Here is a 15,557-nt window from a genome sequence, read left to right as displayed (position 1 = left end):
TCCCCAAAGCGCAGCACTTCCTCCAGGGCGGCTTCCCCCACTGCAGGGCGATTGAACCCAAAGGCGCGAATTAAGATGGGGATCCCTTCCACTTGGCCCAAAGCGCCCAGCGCCCTCACCACCCGCAGCAAGTCCTCAGGCGACGTGGCCTGCTCCAATTCTGCTGCCAGTTGAGCCACAGCAATGGGAAACGCTTGAGCAGCCGAGGCGGAGGACATAGGCAACGAATAGTCAAAGGTACAGTTGAAGCATCTGAAATGATCTAAATCAAAGGCACTGAGCGCCCCAAAATCCTAAAAGAGCCTCTCCAGTTGCGGAAGGATCGCTGCCGCCACCTGAGCCGGCGGTACCCGCCCCAACTGAAGCGCCACATCGAACAGCCGCTTCAGAGCATTGATGCGCAGGTTGAGAGCCACGTCGGCTGTGGCCAGCAGCGGCGCCCCCGCCACCCATCCCGATTCGGCCAGGTCGAACAAAGCGGCCTGTCGTAGGCTGGAGTTGGAGTGGGCCAGGAGCGCCACCAGGATTTGGGTCAGCTCCTCGGCTTGCGTAAAGCGGTAGAGCACCCAAGCCGCTGCCGAACGCACCCGCTCAGAGGGATGGTTCAAAAAGGGCCGGATCGCTGCCTCAGCCTCGGTGGCCTGAAGCTGACCCAAGGCCTCGATAAGGGCTTCCCAGGGCTGCTCCTGCTCGCGGGACTGCAACAGTGCCAGCAAGGGATCCACCGCTCGCTTGTCCCCCAATTGAGCCAAGGCATAGGCAGCCTCTTCCCGCACATGAAAGTCGGTACAAGTGAGCGCCTCGATCAAACCGGGCACGGCCCGCGCATCCCCGATTTGCCCCAGGGCCTTAGCGGCATTGCGGCGCAGAGGATAGCCCCCCAAGGCAGTGCGATCCCGCTCATCCTGCAACGCCAAAAGCAGCGGCTCTACCCCCCTTGGATCCCGAACTGTGCCCAGGTACCAGGCAGCATAGTACCGATCTTGCAAGTCATCCCCCTGCAGCCGGGCTATCGCCTGCTCCCAAGTGAGCTGCTGCGGCAGCACCGCCGTGTTGGATGCCATACGAACCGTTGCAGAGCTGTTCATGACACCTGGGCAACCTTGCCGGTAACTTCAGTCGGCCGTCGGGCCTCCCTCACTCAGCAGCGCCGTTGCCCTGAGCGGGAGAGGCATTGGCTCCCGACAAGGCAGTGACCTGCACGATTTTGCCACCCATCCGCAGAATGCGCTGCATCTCGGCAGACAACCGACTGTAGGGAACGGTGGTGCTCAGGGTGCTGCGGCGAACTTTGGCAGAGGTGGCCAGAGCATCGGGCGGGTTGAGCAGACCGGTGTACTCAACTCGGTAAACCCGGCTGCCGGCTTCTGTCAGGGCTTCAGGGCTGGTGGTGCTTTGACCAAACATCGCTTTCCCCAGGTATCTATGAGACTTCGTTTGGAAGACAGGCAAACTGACCAGCGAACAAGCCGTACCGGCTATTCTCGCGAACCAGCACGCTGCCGTTGGGCAATGCCTACAATCCAAAGGCTAACTACCCCAGACTGGAGAGCAGGCGACCAACCCAACCGGCTTAAGAGAAGCCAAGGCGCCAAACCAACCTGGAAACAGGTGGAATAGACCTCTTTGGAGCCGTCGCCTGCTCTGGAGAGACACACAATTGGAAGACAAAGAAAGAGATCGTCCACTCCCAACAAGCAGGGATCTCTGCCCTGGGATCCCCTAGCTGAGGGCGTTGATGGCGTAATCGAAGTAGATGGCAGCTTCGTTGGCCGCTTGGCCGCTCAGCATGCCCAGAGCGCGGCTCTTCATGTACTGCAGAGCCACGATGTACCAGCTGGGAGAGAGGTTAAAGGAGCGGTTCACTTCCCGCAGCCCGGCTACCAAGTATTCATCGAGGGGGCCGGTGCCACCCGCAACCAGGGAATAGGTGATGAAGCGGAGGTAGTAGCCGATGTCGCGGGCACACTTGGCTTGAAACACATCGCCGTGGCCCATTTCACCCGGCTGAGTCAGGTAAGGGAACCTCTTGAACACTTCCTGCACCGCTTCCCGCACCAGAGTTTGCTGGTTGTTGGTTAGGACACGGGCCGCTTCCAGAGAAGCAGCAGCACGCTGGTAACGACCATTCACGGCCTGCAGCTCGCTGGCATTCAGAAAACGCCCTTGATTGTCAGCGGCAGCAATCGCTTCAGTGATGACAGTTTTCACCTTGCAGCTCCTAAATTCATCGATTGTGTTGTTAATGGACGTTCTGTAGGAAAGGCGGACTGGATTTCCACCTGCCTATCAGAAATGAGGGATCTAACCGATCTAAAAAGGAACGACCAAGCTGGCTTCGACCCAAAGCTCAAACGATGGCGGCAGCCGCCTTATCGAAGTAGCTGGCCACTTCGCTTTGCAGCGCCGAGCAGTCCCCAGGAGTGATGCCCTTCGGATCCATGATCTTGGCCAGCGCTTCCTTCTTCATAGCAGCAATGGCATTGGCCACAGAAGTGGTGGGCACCCCCAGAGCAATGTAGGTTTCCCGCAGGCCGTTCAGGCAGCGATCTTCCAGCACAGAGCTATCCCCGGCCAAGGTGGCATAGGTGATGTAGCGCAGGATGATCTCCATGTCCCGTAGGCAGGCAGCCATGCGGCGGTTGGTGTAGGCATTGCCGCCGGGAGCGATCAGATCTGGCTCTTGAGCAAACAAAGAGCGAGCTGCATTGGTTACGATTTGGGCGGCATTGCTGGTCATGCGGTTGACAGCATCTAGGCGCTTGTTGCCCTCTGCCACCAAAGCCGCCAAACGGTCAAAGTCTTGGTCACTTAAAAAGGCACCGCGTGCATCTGCCTGAGCGATCACCCGGGTAAAAGCATCTTGCATGATGGATCTCCTTCTGGTCTTTCCAAAAAGTGGTGAGCGACTGGCTGAACCTCCCAAAAGCCGAATCCCAAGCTTTTTTGCGGGATCCTCTTTGACCCCCAAAAATCAAGGATTCCGTGGCAGCAGACCCCCCACCGAACCCCTAAATTTTTAGATAGGTCAAGAACCTCTGCGACTTTCAGACAGCCGAGCATCCAGCCTAATTTTATATCGCGGGATGGATGAGTGTTTTGTGAAGATTTGCAAACCTACCAACCCCAAAATGTCTGCCTAGGCTGGGATCCCTGGACTATGGGGCGCAGCAGGGGGGAAATGGGTCTGCGGGCTGGCTCACAAAATGTAAACATTTGTTTTGAGATGGAAGCAGTCTGAGTGGGCACCTTCCTGAACAGAAGTTAACACTCTGGAGTGGTCACCTCTTGCAGGGCCGCTTTGAGGGCTCGACAAAAGTGAGCTATTTGTTGCAGTCCTTCTTCAGGCGTGGGGGCTTTGGCCAGCCGTTGCACAAATGCGCTGCCCACAATCGCCGCATCTGCTCCCCAGAGAGCGATCTGGCGGGCCTGGTCGGGAGTGGAGATGCCGAAGCCCACCCCAATCGGCAGGGGGGTTTGTTGGCGCAGTTGCTGCAGCAAAGCCGGGATCCGCTTTTCCAGGGTGGCCCGTTCGCCGGTAACGCCGGTGGTGCTGACCAAGTAGACAAAGCCACTGGACTGCTGGGCAATGCGGCGCATGCGCTCCGGGGGGCTGGTGGGGGCCACCAGCAGGATGAGGTCGATCCCTTCGGCCTGGGCTGCTTGTCGCAGGGATCCCGCCTCTTCCAGAGGCAAATCGGGGACGACCAAGCCGGCACAGCCGGCCTGCCGCAGTTGATGCAGAAAGTTGGGGATGCCGAGCTGGTGGATGGGGTTGTAGTAGGTGAACAGGATCAGGGGGGCCTGCAGAGAGAGGCGGCGCAAGCCTTGTAGAATGGCGCCCAAAGTGACTCCCCGGCTGAGGGCGCGGGTGGCTGCCGCTTGGATCACCGGCCCATCCGCCAAGGGATCCGAGTAGGGTACCCCCAGCTCGATAAGATCGGCGCCGCTCTGATCCAGAACCTGCAAAGCCTCAAAGGTGGTTTCCAAGTTGGGATCCCCAGCGGTGAGGTAGGGGATGAGGGCTTTTTCACCACGGCTGCGCAGCGCCTGAAAGCAGGCTGTGATCCGAGTGGGCATGGGATCCATTCGATTCTGAGGAGATTGAGAGCATCCCCCACTGTAGCGTCTGCCGGGATCCCTAGGGGAGAGGCACGAAATCGTAGCCGGTACCGGAGCGGTTGCCGGGCTCAACCCGCACCAGCACATGGGGAGCATTGCGGTCGCCGGAGGGCAAGAAGCGCACTTCTCCGGAAGCGCCGTCCTGGAGGAGGAAGTTGGGATCCTGCAAACGGGCCAGCACAGCGTTGCGGCTGGTGGCTCCTTGGCTGAAAGCTTGCAAGAAAACCCGGGTGGCGTCGTAGGCCAGAGCGGTGCGCCAGCTCACCTGCCCTCCCCAGAGCTGGGCTGCCTTCTGGGCAAACTCGCGGTTGCGAGGCACCTGGGGATGCCAGGGTACCGCCACCACCAAGCCCTCTACCGCTGCTCCCCCGTCTTGCAATGTGGTGAGGCTGAAGAGCACATCGCCGCCCAGAAGAGCAAGGGGCTTACCAGCTACAGCGTTCTCGCGGGCTACGGCCAGCGCTTTTTCGGCTACGGAAGCCGTGGGAGCTAAAAAAGCTACCTGGGCTCCTTGGCCGACGGCCCTTTGCAGGCTGGCCTGGGGGTTGAAGTCCGACGCCGATAAGTCGAACTCCGCCAGCACGATGCCCCCTTCGCTGGTCAGGGTGGAGGCAAAGGCATCGCGCAAGCTGGAGCTGTAGGCGCTGTTGGGGTTGTAGAAGATGGCCACCCTTTGCAACCGCAACGTGTTGAGAGCATAACGGGCCAGTTGCGTGCCGGCCACTTGATCGGAGGGCACGGTGCGAAAAATGGCATCCCCCAGCATGCTGATGCGGGTGCTGGTGGAGGTGGAGGAGATCATCGCCAAGCCGGCAGGCTGATAAACCTCGGCTGCAGCCAGGGTGGCATCGCTGGTGTTATGGCCAATCACCCCCAAGATCTCAGGCTGCGCCACCAGGGCTTTGGCCACCGCTGCTGCTCGCTCAGGGTTATCGCCATCGTCGGCAATCACTACCCGCAGCAGCCGTCCTCCGATTCCCCCCTGTTGGAAAAGCTCCTCCTGAGCTTGCGCCACCCCGCGCAGGGTCTCTTTGGCGCGGTTGGGGTTGCTGGAGATGGGCACCACCACCGCCAGGCTCAAGGGACTGCCCTGCTGCTGGGCACGGGCATTGTTCAAGAAAATGCGAGCTTCCGGGTCGTTGCGGTTGCTTTGCAGCCCCATCTCCAACACCGGGATGGCTGCGCTGAGGTTACCTTGGCGCAACAGCTCTGCAGCGGCAACGGCAGCGGGACTGCTATCGGCAAACAAGGTGCGCTCGCCGCTGGTCAGGAGCAGATCTTGTGCTCCACCCCCCAACCCTGGCAGCGATACTGGCGGTAGAGAAATGCCTTCCGGCCAGCGAACATAGCCCGCCTGCCAAGCGCGATGACCGCCCCAGAGTAGCAATAGCCCCAAGGCAATGTAGACAATGGGTGGTGGAGACTTGGCAACCATATATAGAGAGAGAAAACGCTAGCTTTTGGCCAGCAAAGACACTGCTTGTATCCTCAGGAATCCTCAAAAGTCATCTTTCCAAGGATCTCTAAGGATCTCCGACTATGCATCAGCATGAGTGCGGGAGTATGTCACGGATCGGGACGGTAGGAAGGGCTGTTGCGGTATTGGCGCTCTAGCTGCTCCACAATGGAAATGGGAACGGATGAGGTCTCGGAGGGCTCTTCTGGCGAGGTGCCGATCTGCGTCTCGGTCTCCACATTGAACTGCCGAGATGTTGCCCAAACCACTGCTGCAATCAGCAAAAGGACGATAGCGGCACCGTAAAGAAAGGCGACGATGGCCATCGGGTCAATGGTTTAGCTTTCCCCTTCCATGATAAAGGCTGTCGAGAATTACCCACTTCAGGATCCCTTAGAGCAAGCCCTATGGGACTGGCACCGAGGAGAGGCCAAGGGATCCCTGCTCTTGCATGCCTACGGCCTGGAGGGGATCCCGTTGGCGGAAGAGCCCCAGGTGGTCTCCCCAGAGGTGTTCTTCACCCAGGAGCTGCCGGAGGTGGAAGCCTTGGCCTTGGAACTCTGCCGCGGTCGGGTGCTAGACATCGGCGCCGGTACGGGCCGCCACAGCCTGCTGCTGCAGGAAGAAGGATTGGCCGTGGCCGCTTTGGATCGCTCCCCTGTGGCTTTGCAGATTATGGCAGAGCGGGGGGTGCGCTGCCGCATTGCCGCCGATCTTTTCCACTGGGCGGGGCCAGGAGAGCCCTTCGATACGCTGCTGTTGCTGATGAACGGCGTCGGCTTGGCGGGATCCCTGTCGGGCTTGGAGCGTTTTTTGCGCCTGGCTCGCCACTGGGTTCAGCCCACTGGCCAGTTGCTCCTGGATTCCACCGATTTGAGCGATGCCAGCGACCTCGCAGATCTGCGGAATCTGCCGGCAGAAGAGGGAGGGCGTTTAGAAAACTTGGAAGATCCCTCTGGCAAGCTGGCCGCTCCTGCCCACCTCGAAGCAGGTGGCTCAGAAGATTGGCAGGAAGGGAGCGAGGCAAAAGCCAAGGTAGTGAACTTTGTAGCCGAGTACAACGGCCAGCGGGGGGATCCCTTTCCCTGGCTATTTGTAGATCCGGAAACCCTGCTGCAGTGTGCCCACGCCAACGGCTGGCAGGGGCAGATTGTCTATCAAGAGCCGGAGGGGGCTTTTCTGGCACGCCTCACCCCCTTCTGAAGGACTCGCTAGTGGGAAAGGATCTGGGATAAAAACAGGCGGGAGCGCTCTTCTTTCGGATTGCTGAAAAACTCTTGGGGGGTGTTTTCCTCCACGATCTTGCCGCGGTCGAAGAAGATAATCCGATCCGCCACCTCGCGGGCAAAGCCCATCTCGTGGGTTACACACACCATGGTCATCCCCGAGCGGGCCAACTCCCGCATCACGTCCAGCACCTCCTTGATCATCTCTGGATCCAAGGCCGAGGTGGGCTCATCGAAGAGCATCACCGCCGGATTCATGGCCAAGGCGCGGGCAATCGCCACCCGCTGCTGCTGCCCCCCCGAAAGTTGCCCCGGGTATTTTTCTGCTTGCTCGGCGATCCCCACGCGGCTTAGCAGTTCCATAGCCCGCTCTATCGCCTCACTTTTTTTCATCTTTTTCACGTGGATTGGGCCAAGGGTTACATTTTGCAAAACCGTGAGATGGGGAAACAGGTTGAACTGTTGAAAAACCATGCCCACCTCGCGGCGAATGGCATCGATGTTGCGCAGGTCGCTGGTTAGCTCAATGCCATCTACCACAATGCGCCCTCTCTGGTGTTCTTCTAAGCGGTTCAACGTGCGAATAAACGTTGACTTGCCCGAACCTGAAGGCCCACAGACCACCACCACCTCTCCGCGGCGGATGCGGGTGGTAATGCCCTTGAGGACGTGGAAATCGCCGTACCATTTGTGAACATCTTCGCATTGGATAATGTCAGCGCTGGCTGCACTTTGCGGAGAGAGTGAAGACCTTATGTGCGGGGATCCTTGCATGGGTGGGTGACTCCCTAAGTTTCACCAAAGCAGGCATGGGTACCATGGCAGAACTGGCCGAGCCACAACCGTAGCCTCTGCAACATTTCCATACGCCCTGACATGTAAGGCTTTGAGAAAATCGTAGGCGCCTATGGCAAACCATTCTATGGGGTGTGGCAGGAGTGTAACCCAATGGCACGGTATCTCGGTTGAAGTGCCGTGTATGAACGACTGTTGACGACGAAGATCTTGAGGATTGACATGGGGTAATTTTATGAACTGGATAAAGCATTTGAACGGATTGGCTCCCTTGGCCGGGGCACTGGCGTTGTCTATGGGCCTGCAGTCCCTTCCCGCTTGGGCGCAGCTGGGGCCGCTCACCGACCGCATCAAGGCTCGGGGCGAGTTGATCTGTGGGGTAAACAACCAACTGCCCGGATTCGGCAACCTGGATGACCAAGGCAAGTATGTGGGTTTTGATATCGACATCTGCCGGGCGGTAGCTGCCGCTCTCTTTGGCGATCCCGACAAGGTTCGATACGTCTACCTGACGGCGGCCAATCGCCAGTCTGCGATTCAGTCGGGCGAGGTCGATATGATTAGCCGCAACACCACCTGGACCCTCACCCGGGATCGCGAGTGGGCGGTGACCTTCGGCCCCACCACCTACTACGACGGCCAAGGATTTATGGTGCGGAAGTCGCTGGGGGTGGAAAAGCTGGAAGACCTGAACGGGGCCACCATCTGTGTGATTGCCGGCACCACCACCGAGCTGAACTTGGCGGATACCTTCCGCGCCCGTGGCATTGCCTTTACGCCAGTAACCTTCGACGGCGATGATTCCTCTTTCAACGCCTACGAAGAGGGCCGTTGCGATGCCATCACCAGCGACCAAAGCGCCCTCATCTCCCGCCGGGCCAGCTTGGCTTCTCCCGACGACCACGTGATCTTGCCGGAGATCATTTCCAAAGAGCCCTTGGGGCCGCTGGTTCCCCACGGAGATGAGAGTTTCTCCGACATTATGAACTGGACGGTCTACGCCCTCTTCTATGCAGAAGAAAAGGGGATCACCAGCGCCAATGTGGACGAGTTCCTCAAGTCCGAGGATCCCGACATTCGCCGCTTCTTGGGCCAGGAAGGCAACCTGGGAGAGCTGCTGGGCCTGAAGCCGGATTGGGTGGTCAATGTCATCAAGGCGGTGGGCAACTACGGCGAGATCTTCGACCGCCACCTGACCCCCTTGGGCGTGCCGCGGGGCTTGAACCAGCCCTACACCAAAGGCGGGATCCAGTACGCGCCGCCTTTCCGCTGATCGGCTGATTCGGAATCCGGGCCTAGGGATCCCGGTTGGTCAGTACCGGCCAGGGATCCCTTGTTTCCTGTCATACTTTGGATTGTTGCCTGCGCCCCATGACTGCACTGTCTGACCAGCCCCACCTTCGCCCCCCCTGGTGGCGGGATGAGCGTATCCTGAAGCTCTTGCTGCAGGTGGCCTTTGTCGTGGCCGTGCTGCTGGTGTTCGGGATCCTTGCTCAGAACCTCCTCGCCAGCCTGCGCCGCCTGGGCATCAGTTTGGGCTTTCGCTTTCTGGGCAACTCCGCCAACTTTGGGATCACCGAGGGGCTGATCCCCTACGACCCCTCCGAGAGCTACCTGAAGGCTCTGGCGGTGGGAGCGGTGAACACCCTCTGGCTGTCGGCAGTCAGCATTGTGTTGGCGACGGCGATGGGCTTTGTCCTGGGGATGGCTCGCCTCTCCAGCAACTGGCTGGCCCGCCAGCTGGCCACCGTTGTTACCGAGATCTTTCGCAATGTCCCGGTGCTGCTGATCGTGATCTTCTGGTACCAGGGGGTGATCCTCACCCTGCCGGGGGTGCGCAACAGTCTCTCCATCGGCGGGCTTGTCTTTATCAACCAGCGGGGAGTGAAGCTGCCCGGGTTGGATCCCAGCGGCTGGCTGGTTCCCGCGCTGGCCATTGTAATCGCGGCTGGGTGGGGGATCCGCAAGCTGCTCCTAGTCTGCCGACCCGAGCTGGGATCCCGGCAGCGGAACCTGTGGGTGGCTGCGGGGGTGGCGCTGCTGGCGGTGGCCTGCTGGGTGCTCTTCCCAGAGCCGCCGGTGCGGCTGGATGTCCCGGTACTGGAGCGCTTTAACTTCCGGGGCGGGATCCAACTTTCGGCGGAGTTTACCGCCATGATGCTGGGCTTGGTGACCTACACCGGCTGCTACATTGCCGAAGTGGTGCGGGGATCCTTTTTGGCGGTGCCGCGGGGGCAGTGGGAGGCGGCCCGGGCCGTCGGCCTGTCGGAGCTGGAAACCTTTCGCTTGGTGATTGTGCCCCAGGCCCTGCGGATCATGATCCCCTCCTTGAACACTCAGTATCTCACCTTGATTAAAAACTCCAGCTTGGCCATTGCCGTTGGCTTCTCCGATCTGTTCAACATCAGCAGCACCATCATCAACCAGTCGGGACGCTCGGTGGAGATGTTCGCCATCCTCATGGCCACCTATCTGACCTTCAACCTGGTGGTTTCCTACGGCATGAACTGGCTCAATGCCCGCGTCAAATTGGTGGAGCGCTAACCCATGCCCAGCAGTCTCTCCTCTCCCCTTGTAGAAGAAAAGGTACTCCCCCCCAGGGAGAAACAAAGTCCTCTGGCTTGGGTGCGCCGCAACCTGTTCGACTCCTGGCTGAGCACCTTGCTCACCTTGGTCTCTGCCTTGGTGTTGGCCTGGGCAATTTCCCTGTTCTGGAACTGGGCGTTCACCCAAGCCCGCTGGGAGGTGATCCCGGCCAACCTGAAAATCTTTGCCAGCGGCACCTACCCCAGCAGCCAACTGTGGCGGGTGTGGGCGGTGTTGGGAATTGTGCTGGCCACCTTGGGGGTAGCGGGGGGGGCTTGGGGCGGTGTGCTGCTGCACTACCTCATTCTCTTGGGAGCTGCTATGGGCTTGGCCGCGTTCCTGCCTTTGGGAACCCAGTCGCAGGGGTGGCTGGCGGTTTGCTCTGGCGTCACTTTTGCCGCTATTGCCCTCAGTCGCGGACGGGAATCCTGGCGGCTGGCTTCCATCTGGGTTTGGGCCTTGATCTTGCCCCTCTGTCTGGAGCTGCTGCTGGGCAACCTGGGCCCCAATTGGCCGGCAGTGCGAACCGAGCAACTGTCTGGACTGCTGCTGACCTTGATCTTGGCGGCAGCCGCCATGATCATCGGCTTTCCCATCGGGGTGTTGCTGGCGTTGGGCCGAGCCAATCGGGCGTTGCCGGTGATCCGGATCTTCTGCACGCTGGTGATCGAGCTGGTGCGGGGGGTGCCTCTGACCACCATTCTGTTTGCCGCCTGGCTGTTGGTGCCCTTCTTTCTGGGGGGGATCAGCGTCAACCTGATCATCCGGGCGGAGGTGGCCTTCATCTTGTTTACAGCCGTGTACGTGGCCGAGGACGTGCGGGGCGGCCTGCAGTCGATCCCGCTGGGCCAGCTGGAGGCGGCACGGGCGCTGGGCTTGAACCCCTTTCAAGTGACCGCTTTGGTGATTTTGCCCCAGGCACTGCGGGCAGCCGTTCCGGCGCTGGTGAACGAGTTCCTCACTCTCTTCAAAGACACGTCGCTGGTGTTCATTGTCGGCCTCATCGACCTGCTGCAGGCGGGGCGCGTGGTGTTCACCAACCCCAACTGGCTAGGCACCCAGCGGGAAGTGCTGTTTTTTATCGGCCTGATCTACTTTATCTGCTGCTTTGCCATGGCTTACGCCGCCCAGCAGGTGGAAAAGGCGCTGGGCTTGGGCAAGCGCTAAAAACTGCAACCGCTCCCCTTCCCCGTCCCCTCTGCTCAGGCCCCAAGATCCCCTTAACAGGCCAGGGCTACATCCCCCTATAGCGGCTCGACAAGTGCTTTTCCCTGGAGAGGGGGCAGCGCTAAGATAGCGGGGAACGTCTCGTTACACCTTGGCCCATGACCCTTGCCTCTGAGACCGAATCCCCGGAGCAAGCCGCGGCGGCCCCTGAGTCTGGTCGGGTGCGGGATCCGGAGTTTCCCTACGAGGTCGAGATGACCTTGATGGAGCACTTGGAAGAGCTGCGCAGCCGCCTGTTGGCCAGCGTGATCGCGGTGGTGATCTGCATCATCGCTTGCTTTGCCGTGGTGAACCGCATTGTCGCCCTGCTGGAGGTGCCCGCTCGGGGGGTTACCTTTTTGCAACTGGCGCCGGGGGAGTATTTTTTCGTTTCTGTGAAGGTGGCGGCCTACTCGGGGCTATTGCTGGCCACACCCTTTTTGCTCTACCAAATTGCCCGCTTCGTCTTGCCGGGGCTGAGCGTGAAGGAGCGCAAGCTGCTGGGGCCGGTGGTGCTGGGATCCAGCCTTCTCTTTGTGGCCGGCTTGGTCTTTGCCTACTATCTCCTCATTCCGGCGGCGCTTAACTTTTTCATCCGCTACGGCGAAGGGGTAGTGGATCAGGCTTGGTCCATCGACCGCTACTTTGAGTTTGTGCTGCTGCTGCTGTTCAGCACCGGCCTGGCCTTTCAGGTGCCGATTTTGCAGGCGCTGCTGGGAGGATTGGGTCTGGTGACTGCCGAGCAGATGTTCAAGGGCTGGCGCTATGTGGTTCTGGGCGCGGTGGTGGCGGGGGCCATTCTCACCCCTTCGACGGATCCCCTCACCCAGAGCCTTTTGGCCGGGGCTGTGACGTTTCTATATTTGTTTGGCATTCTGCTGGTGAAGCTCCTTGGCAAATGAGCCGAAGCTGCATGCGCTGATCTTGGCGGCTGGGTTTTCCACGCGGATGGGAGAGCCGAAAGCCTTTCTGCCCTGGAAAGACGGGCAAACCCTGCTCTCTTACCAGATTTTTCAGTGGCGACAGGCGGGGTTTCAACCCTGGGTGGTGCTGGGATCCCAGCATTTGGCGGCAGCCCAACCCCACTTGGCAGGGGCAGAGGTGCTGGTCAATCCGGCTCCTGAGCTGGGCAAGACCCACTCCATTCGGGTAGGGGTGGAAGGGATCCCTGCCGATTTTCAGGTGCTGGCCATTTCGGCGGTGGATCAGCCCCGCCCGGCGTGGATCTACCACAGCTTGCTGGAGTACCATCTGCGCCATCGCGCTTGGGTTACTGTGCCGGTGCATCGAGGGCGACGGGGGCACCCTACCCTGATCGACAGGCGCTTGCGGGAAAAGCTGTTGGATCTCCGAGAAGAAACCCTGGGCCTGCGCCGGTTGTTGCAGGATCTGGGCAGGCGGGTACAGGAGGTGGAGCTCTACACTCCTGAGATCTTCCTGGACTGCAATACCCCTGCCGATGTGGAAGCCGCTGCTGCCGGTTGCGACAGCGTTGCCCAGGAGTGAGGGGATCCCCTTCAGCACTTGTCCTGCGACCGGTCGCCTCAGCGGTACCGAGCACTTCGGCGTTGCCCAGCAAGATGTTCTTCCCATTGCTCGTATGAGAAAGGGCCTTTATCCTGCCAGCACCTACGATCCTGCCTGCCCGGTCGGCAGCTACTGGGACAGCACGATAGCAGATCCCGGTTGGCGGCATCCGGCACCTTTGCAAGCGCAGGTGGGCGCGGAGGTGGTCATTGTGGGGGGAGGATTGACGGGGCTATCGACGGCCTTGCACCTGGCCCGCGACCACGGCATCCATGCTTGTCTGCTGGAGGCGGGATCCCTGGGTTGGGGGGCCTCGGGGCGCAATGGCGGCTTTTGCGGGGTGGGGTCGAGCCACCTTACCCACACCCAGATGGTGCGGCGGGTGGGCCTGGCAGAGACAGAGCGCTACTACCGGGATCAATGGCAGGCAGTGGAAACCGTTCAGGAGCTGGCGGCCAGCGAGGGCTTCTCCCTAGAGGCTCAGGGACAGGGCTGCTATGCAGTGGCCCATCGTCCACAGGCATGGTCGGAGTTAGAGGCCGAGTACCAGATCTGTACTCAGGTGGCGGGCTACCCGGCCCAGCTCCTCAACCCCAAAGAGCTGCGGGAACGCGGCTTCAACAGCCAAGAGAACCACGGCGCTTTGCACATCGGGGTGGGGTTTGGCCTCAACCCCCTCAAGCTCACCCAAGGGCTGGCCCAAGCAGCCCACCGGTGGGGGGCAAAACTGTACAGCGGCAGTCCGGTCACGGCCTGGGAAAAGGTGGGATCCCACCACTGCTGCCACACGCCGGGAGGAACGGTGCGCGCTCGGCACTTGGTCATCGCCACCAATGGCTACACCCCAGAGGCCCTGTATCCCCAACTGGCGGGATCCCTGTTGCCGGCACTGTCCAACATCCTGGTCACCCGACCTCTAACGCCTCAGGAGCAGAAAGCGCAAGGGTGGTGGGATCCGACGCCGCTCTACGACATGCGGCGGCTGCTGTTCTATTACCGTCTGCTGCCGGATGGGCGTTTGCTGTTTGGGGGGCGGGGCGGCACCCGCGATACCCCGACGGAGCGACGGCAGTTGCGCACTTGGATGACTCGACAGCTCTATCGTCTTTTCCCTGCTTGGGAAGGGGTGGAGATCGAGTACGCCTGGAATGGACTGGTCTGCCTTTCTCGGCAGTTTCACCCCCATATTGGCCCTTCGCCGGCGGATCCCAGCCTATGGTATGGCCTGGCCTATCACGGCAGCGGTGTAGCCACGGCGGTGTGGGCGGGCAAAATGCTGGCCCAGGAGATCGCCGGGATCCCTTCCCAGATGAGCGCTCTGTTTCGCCAGCCGCCCCGCGCTTTCCCTTTGCCCTGGTTACGGCTGCACTATCTGCGGCTGGGGTATCTCTGGTGGCAGTTGACGGATGGATAGCCTCTCCAAGTGTGCGGGGGATCCCTCTGTTCGGCGGAGAAGTCCTGCCCTAGTCTGGTTGTAGTTCGGGTGGAAACCATCGCTTGTCGTTGCTCCTGAGGTATCCAGTGCTGCTCACGTCTTGCCATCGGCCTGCTCCAGATCCGTCTCCTCTCGAAGCCCAATCGGCAGCCTGTCGCCGCCAACGGCTCTCGCAAGCGGGGCAGCGGCTGGGGTTTGCTCTGCTGCTCAGCCTACCCACCATGTTTTGGCCTTGGCCCGGATTTGCCCAGATTGCCGGATCCCTTCTCAGCCCCTTGGTGGCGGCTTGGATCCGTTCGGAGGTTCAGAGGGTCGATAACCTGCAAGTGCAAATTGTCGGCTCTGACGCCCAGATTTTGAATGGGCAGATCCCTCAAGCCCAGGTGTCGGGAGACAACCTCAGCTATCAAGGCTTTCAGGTCAGCCATCTGCGGCTGCGGGGCCAGGATATTCGCCTCAATGTGGGCGAAGCCATCCAGGGACGGAGCCCACTGCGGCTATTGGCCCCTGTGCCGGTGCAGGTGAGCTTGCGCCTTACCGAGGAAGACCTGAACCGCACCCTCCAGGCTCCCCTCATCCAAGCCCAACTGGCTCAGGCCCAGGTGCAGTTGCCTGTTGGGGGCCAAGTGGTGCCCTTTCTCATCCGCCAGCCTCAGGTCACGCTGGAACAGGGTCGGCTGCGCATCCAGGCTAACCTGACCACTCCGGAAGGGGTGGAAGCGCCGGTGACGGTGCTGACTGGCCTAGAAGCCCAAGGCCCCAACCGGTTGCGGCTGGTCAATCCCCTCTGGGTGAGCGAAGGCCAAGAGATCCCCATCCCCGGCCTGGCCGATTTCCCCATTCAGTTGGATCCCGGCGTGCGCATCGACCGCTTGGAGTTGCAGCCCGGCCAAATCCTCTACGAAGGGATCCTGACCATTTACCCAGAAGTCGCAACCGTGCCGCAGGGATAGTTCGCCTGGGCAGGACGGAGACCTTTCCCGTTCAGCAACGGGTGTGATCGGGATCAATCTCAAAGGGTGTGCCTCTGGGCGAGGATCCCTCTAGCAACCGGAGGGAAAGGGATCTTGCTGGCCGTTTGCGTTGGTGCCCCGTCGGGAACCGCACCGTCCACAAGACGAGAGCGGCATCGACTCCCTTCGGTAGCCGGGCAGGAGTGGTGTATTGAGGTGAGATCATGATCCAGCCATCCAACTGCAAACTC

The 15,557-nt window shown here is 60.5% G+C and carries 16 protein-coding genes and 1 pseudogene; 8 read left to right on the top strand and 9 right to left on the bottom strand.

Annotation, left to right across the window (positions count from 1 at the left end; translation table 11 throughout):
* The 8 genes and pseudogenes from NW820_RS00450 to NW820_RS00415 all read right to left on the bottom strand — a co-directional run.
* A pseudogene (locus NW820_RS00450) lies at positions 1-218 on the bottom strand (HEAT repeat domain-containing protein); the annotation flags it as partial.
* A gap of 75 nt (positions 219-293) precedes the next feature.
* A complete protein-coding gene (locus NW820_RS00445) occupies positions 294-1,064 on the bottom strand; it encodes a HEAT repeat domain-containing protein (protein ID WP_414399851.1) in 771 nt (256 codons plus the stop codon).
* A gap of 73 nt (positions 1,065-1,137) precedes the next feature.
* Positions 1,138-1,407: a phycobilisome linker polypeptide gene (locus tag NW820_RS00440; RefSeq protein ID WP_011432575.1), complete on the bottom strand. Its 270-nt coding sequence runs from the start codon at positions 1,405-1,407 to the stop codon at positions 1,138-1,140.
* A gap of 315 nt (positions 1,408-1,722) precedes the next feature.
* Entirely contained in the window at positions 1,723-2,211 is a 489-nt protein-coding gene (locus NW820_RS00435) for a phycocyanin subunit alpha (RefSeq protein WP_011432574.1), read from the bottom strand.
* A 139-nt stretch (positions 2,212-2,350) separates the two neighbouring features.
* The gene (locus NW820_RS00430) at positions 2,351-2,872 is read right to left on the bottom strand and encodes a phycocyanin subunit beta (RefSeq protein WP_414343171.1); all 522 of its coding nucleotides are present in this window, start codon (positions 2,870-2,872) and stop codon (positions 2,351-2,353) included.
* Between the two features lie 392 nt (positions 2,873-3,264).
* Positions 3,265-4,080 (bottom strand): tryptophan synthase subunit alpha, encoded by an 816-nt coding sequence (gene trpA / locus NW820_RS00425; protein ID WP_414349913.1) that lies wholly within the window; start codon positions 4,078-4,080, stop codon positions 3,265-3,267.
* A gap of 61 nt (positions 4,081-4,141) precedes the next feature.
* The gene (locus NW820_RS00420) at positions 4,142-5,557 is read right to left on the bottom strand and encodes an ABC transporter substrate-binding protein (protein WP_414406381.1); all 1,416 of its coding nucleotides are present in this window, start codon (positions 5,555-5,557) and stop codon (positions 4,142-4,144) included.
* A 131-nt stretch (positions 5,558-5,688) separates the two neighbouring features.
* Positions 5,689-5,904 (bottom strand): hypothetical protein, encoded by a 216-nt coding sequence (locus tag NW820_RS00415; RefSeq protein ID WP_011430147.1) that lies wholly within the window; start codon positions 5,902-5,904, stop codon positions 5,689-5,691.
* A 28-nt stretch (positions 5,905-5,932) separates the two neighbouring features.
* Between NW820_RS00415 and NW820_RS00410 the strand changes: the two genes are divergently transcribed.
* A complete protein-coding gene (locus tag NW820_RS00410) occupies positions 5,933-6,781 on the top strand; it encodes a class I SAM-dependent methyltransferase (RefSeq protein WP_414329027.1) in 849 nt (282 codons plus the stop codon).
* 8 nt (positions 6,782-6,789) lie between these two features.
* Here NW820_RS00410 and NW820_RS00405 read toward each other — a convergent pair whose 3' ends face one another.
* Positions 6,790-7,578, bottom strand: a complete 789-nt coding sequence (locus tag NW820_RS00405) for an amino acid ABC transporter ATP-binding protein (RefSeq protein ID WP_011432567.1) — start codon at positions 7,576-7,578, stop codon at positions 6,790-6,792.
* A gap of 256 nt (positions 7,579-7,834) precedes the next feature.
* Here NW820_RS00405 and NW820_RS00400 point away from each other — a divergent pair, with 256 nt between their 5' ends.
* The 7 genes from NW820_RS00400 (at position 7,835) to NW820_RS00370 (ending at position 15,306) form a co-directional block, all read left to right on the top strand.
* Positions 7,835-8,872 carry an amino acid ABC transporter substrate-binding protein gene (locus NW820_RS00400; protein ID WP_414406380.1) on the top strand — a complete coding sequence of 346 codons (1,038 nt, stop codon included), beginning with the start codon at positions 7,835-7,837 and terminating at the stop codon, positions 8,870-8,872.
* 98 nt (positions 8,873-8,970) lie between these two features.
* Positions 8,971-10,143 carry an amino acid ABC transporter permease gene (locus NW820_RS00395; protein ID WP_414406379.1) on the top strand — a complete coding sequence of 391 codons (1,173 nt, stop codon included), beginning with the start codon at positions 8,971-8,973 and terminating at the stop codon, positions 10,141-10,143.
* Positions 10,144-10,146: 3 nt separating this feature from the next.
* Positions 10,147-11,352 (top strand): amino acid ABC transporter permease, encoded by a 1,206-nt coding sequence (locus tag NW820_RS00390; RefSeq protein WP_414406378.1) that lies wholly within the window; start codon positions 10,147-10,149, stop codon positions 11,350-11,352.
* Positions 11,353-11,606: 254 nt separating this feature from the next.
* Entirely contained in the window at positions 11,607-12,293 is a 687-nt protein-coding gene (gene tatC, locus NW820_RS00385) for a twin-arginine translocase subunit TatC (RefSeq protein ID WP_414406389.1), read from the top strand.
* Positions 12,283-12,897 carry a nucleotidyltransferase family protein gene (locus tag NW820_RS00380; RefSeq protein WP_414406377.1) on the top strand — a complete coding sequence of 205 codons (615 nt, stop codon included), beginning with the start codon at positions 12,283-12,285 and terminating at the stop codon, positions 12,895-12,897. Before tatC ends, NW820_RS00380 begins: the two co-directional genes overlap by 11 nt.
* A complete protein-coding gene (locus NW820_RS00375; RefSeq protein WP_414406376.1) occupies positions 12,884-14,332 on the top strand; it encodes an NAD(P)/FAD-dependent oxidoreductase in 1,449 nt (482 codons plus the stop codon). The genes NW820_RS00380 and NW820_RS00375 overlap by 14 nt, the downstream gene beginning before the upstream one ends.
* A gap of 83 nt (positions 14,333-14,415) precedes the next feature.
* A complete protein-coding gene (locus NW820_RS00370; protein ID WP_414406375.1) occupies positions 14,416-15,306 on the top strand; it encodes a DUF2993 domain-containing protein in 891 nt (296 codons plus the stop codon).
* Positions 15,307-15,557 lie beyond the last annotated feature (251 nt).

Origin of the sequence: Synechococcus sp. R55.7 (assembly GCF_047461955.1) — a bacterium.
Lineage (GTDB): Bacteria > Cyanobacteriota > Cyanobacteriia > Thermostichales > Thermostichaceae > Thermostichus.
This window is presented reverse-complemented; position numbering and strand designations above follow the sequence as displayed.

Excerpts from the sequence above, each read along its gene's own strand:
- NW820_RS00420 (WP_414406381.1), bottom strand. The coding sequence starts at position 5,557 with ATGGTTGCCAAGTCTCCACCACCCATTGTCTACATTGCCTTGGGGCTA.
- NW820_RS00405 (WP_011432567.1), bottom strand. The coding sequence starts at position 7,578 with ATGCAAGGATCCCCGCACATAAGGTCTTCACTCTCTCCGCAAAGTGCA.
- trpA (WP_414349913.1), bottom strand. The coding sequence starts at position 4,080 with ATGCCCACTCGGATCACAGCCTGCTTTCAGGCGCTGCGCAGCCGTGGT.
- NW820_RS00415 (WP_011430147.1), bottom strand. The coding sequence starts at position 5,904 with ATGGCCATCGTCGCCTTTCTTTACGGTGCCGCTATCGTCCTTTTGCTG.
- NW820_RS00390 (WP_414406378.1), top strand. The coding sequence starts at position 10,147 with ATGCCCAGCAGTCTCTCCTCTCCCCTTGTAGAAGAAAAGGTACTCCCC.
- NW820_RS00395 (WP_414406379.1), top strand. The coding sequence starts at position 8,971 with ATGACTGCACTGTCTGACCAGCCCCACCTTCGCCCCCCCTGGTGGCGG.
- NW820_RS00400 (WP_414406380.1), top strand. The coding sequence starts at position 7,835 with ATGAACTGGATAAAGCATTTGAACGGATTGGCTCCCTTGGCCGGGGCA.
- NW820_RS00410 (WP_414329027.1), top strand. The coding sequence starts at position 5,933 with ATGATAAAGGCTGTCGAGAATTACCCACTTCAGGATCCCTTAGAGCAA.
- NW820_RS00440 (WP_011432575.1), bottom strand. The coding sequence starts at position 1,407 with ATGTTTGGTCAAAGCACCACCAGCCCTGAAGCCCTGACAGAAGCCGGC.
- NW820_RS00445 (WP_414399851.1), bottom strand. The coding sequence starts at position 1,064 with ATGGCATCCAACACGGCGGTGCTGCCGCAGCAGCTCACTTGGGAGCAG.
- tatC (WP_414406389.1), top strand. The coding sequence starts at position 11,607 with ATGACCTTGATGGAGCACTTGGAAGAGCTGCGCAGCCGCCTGTTGGCC.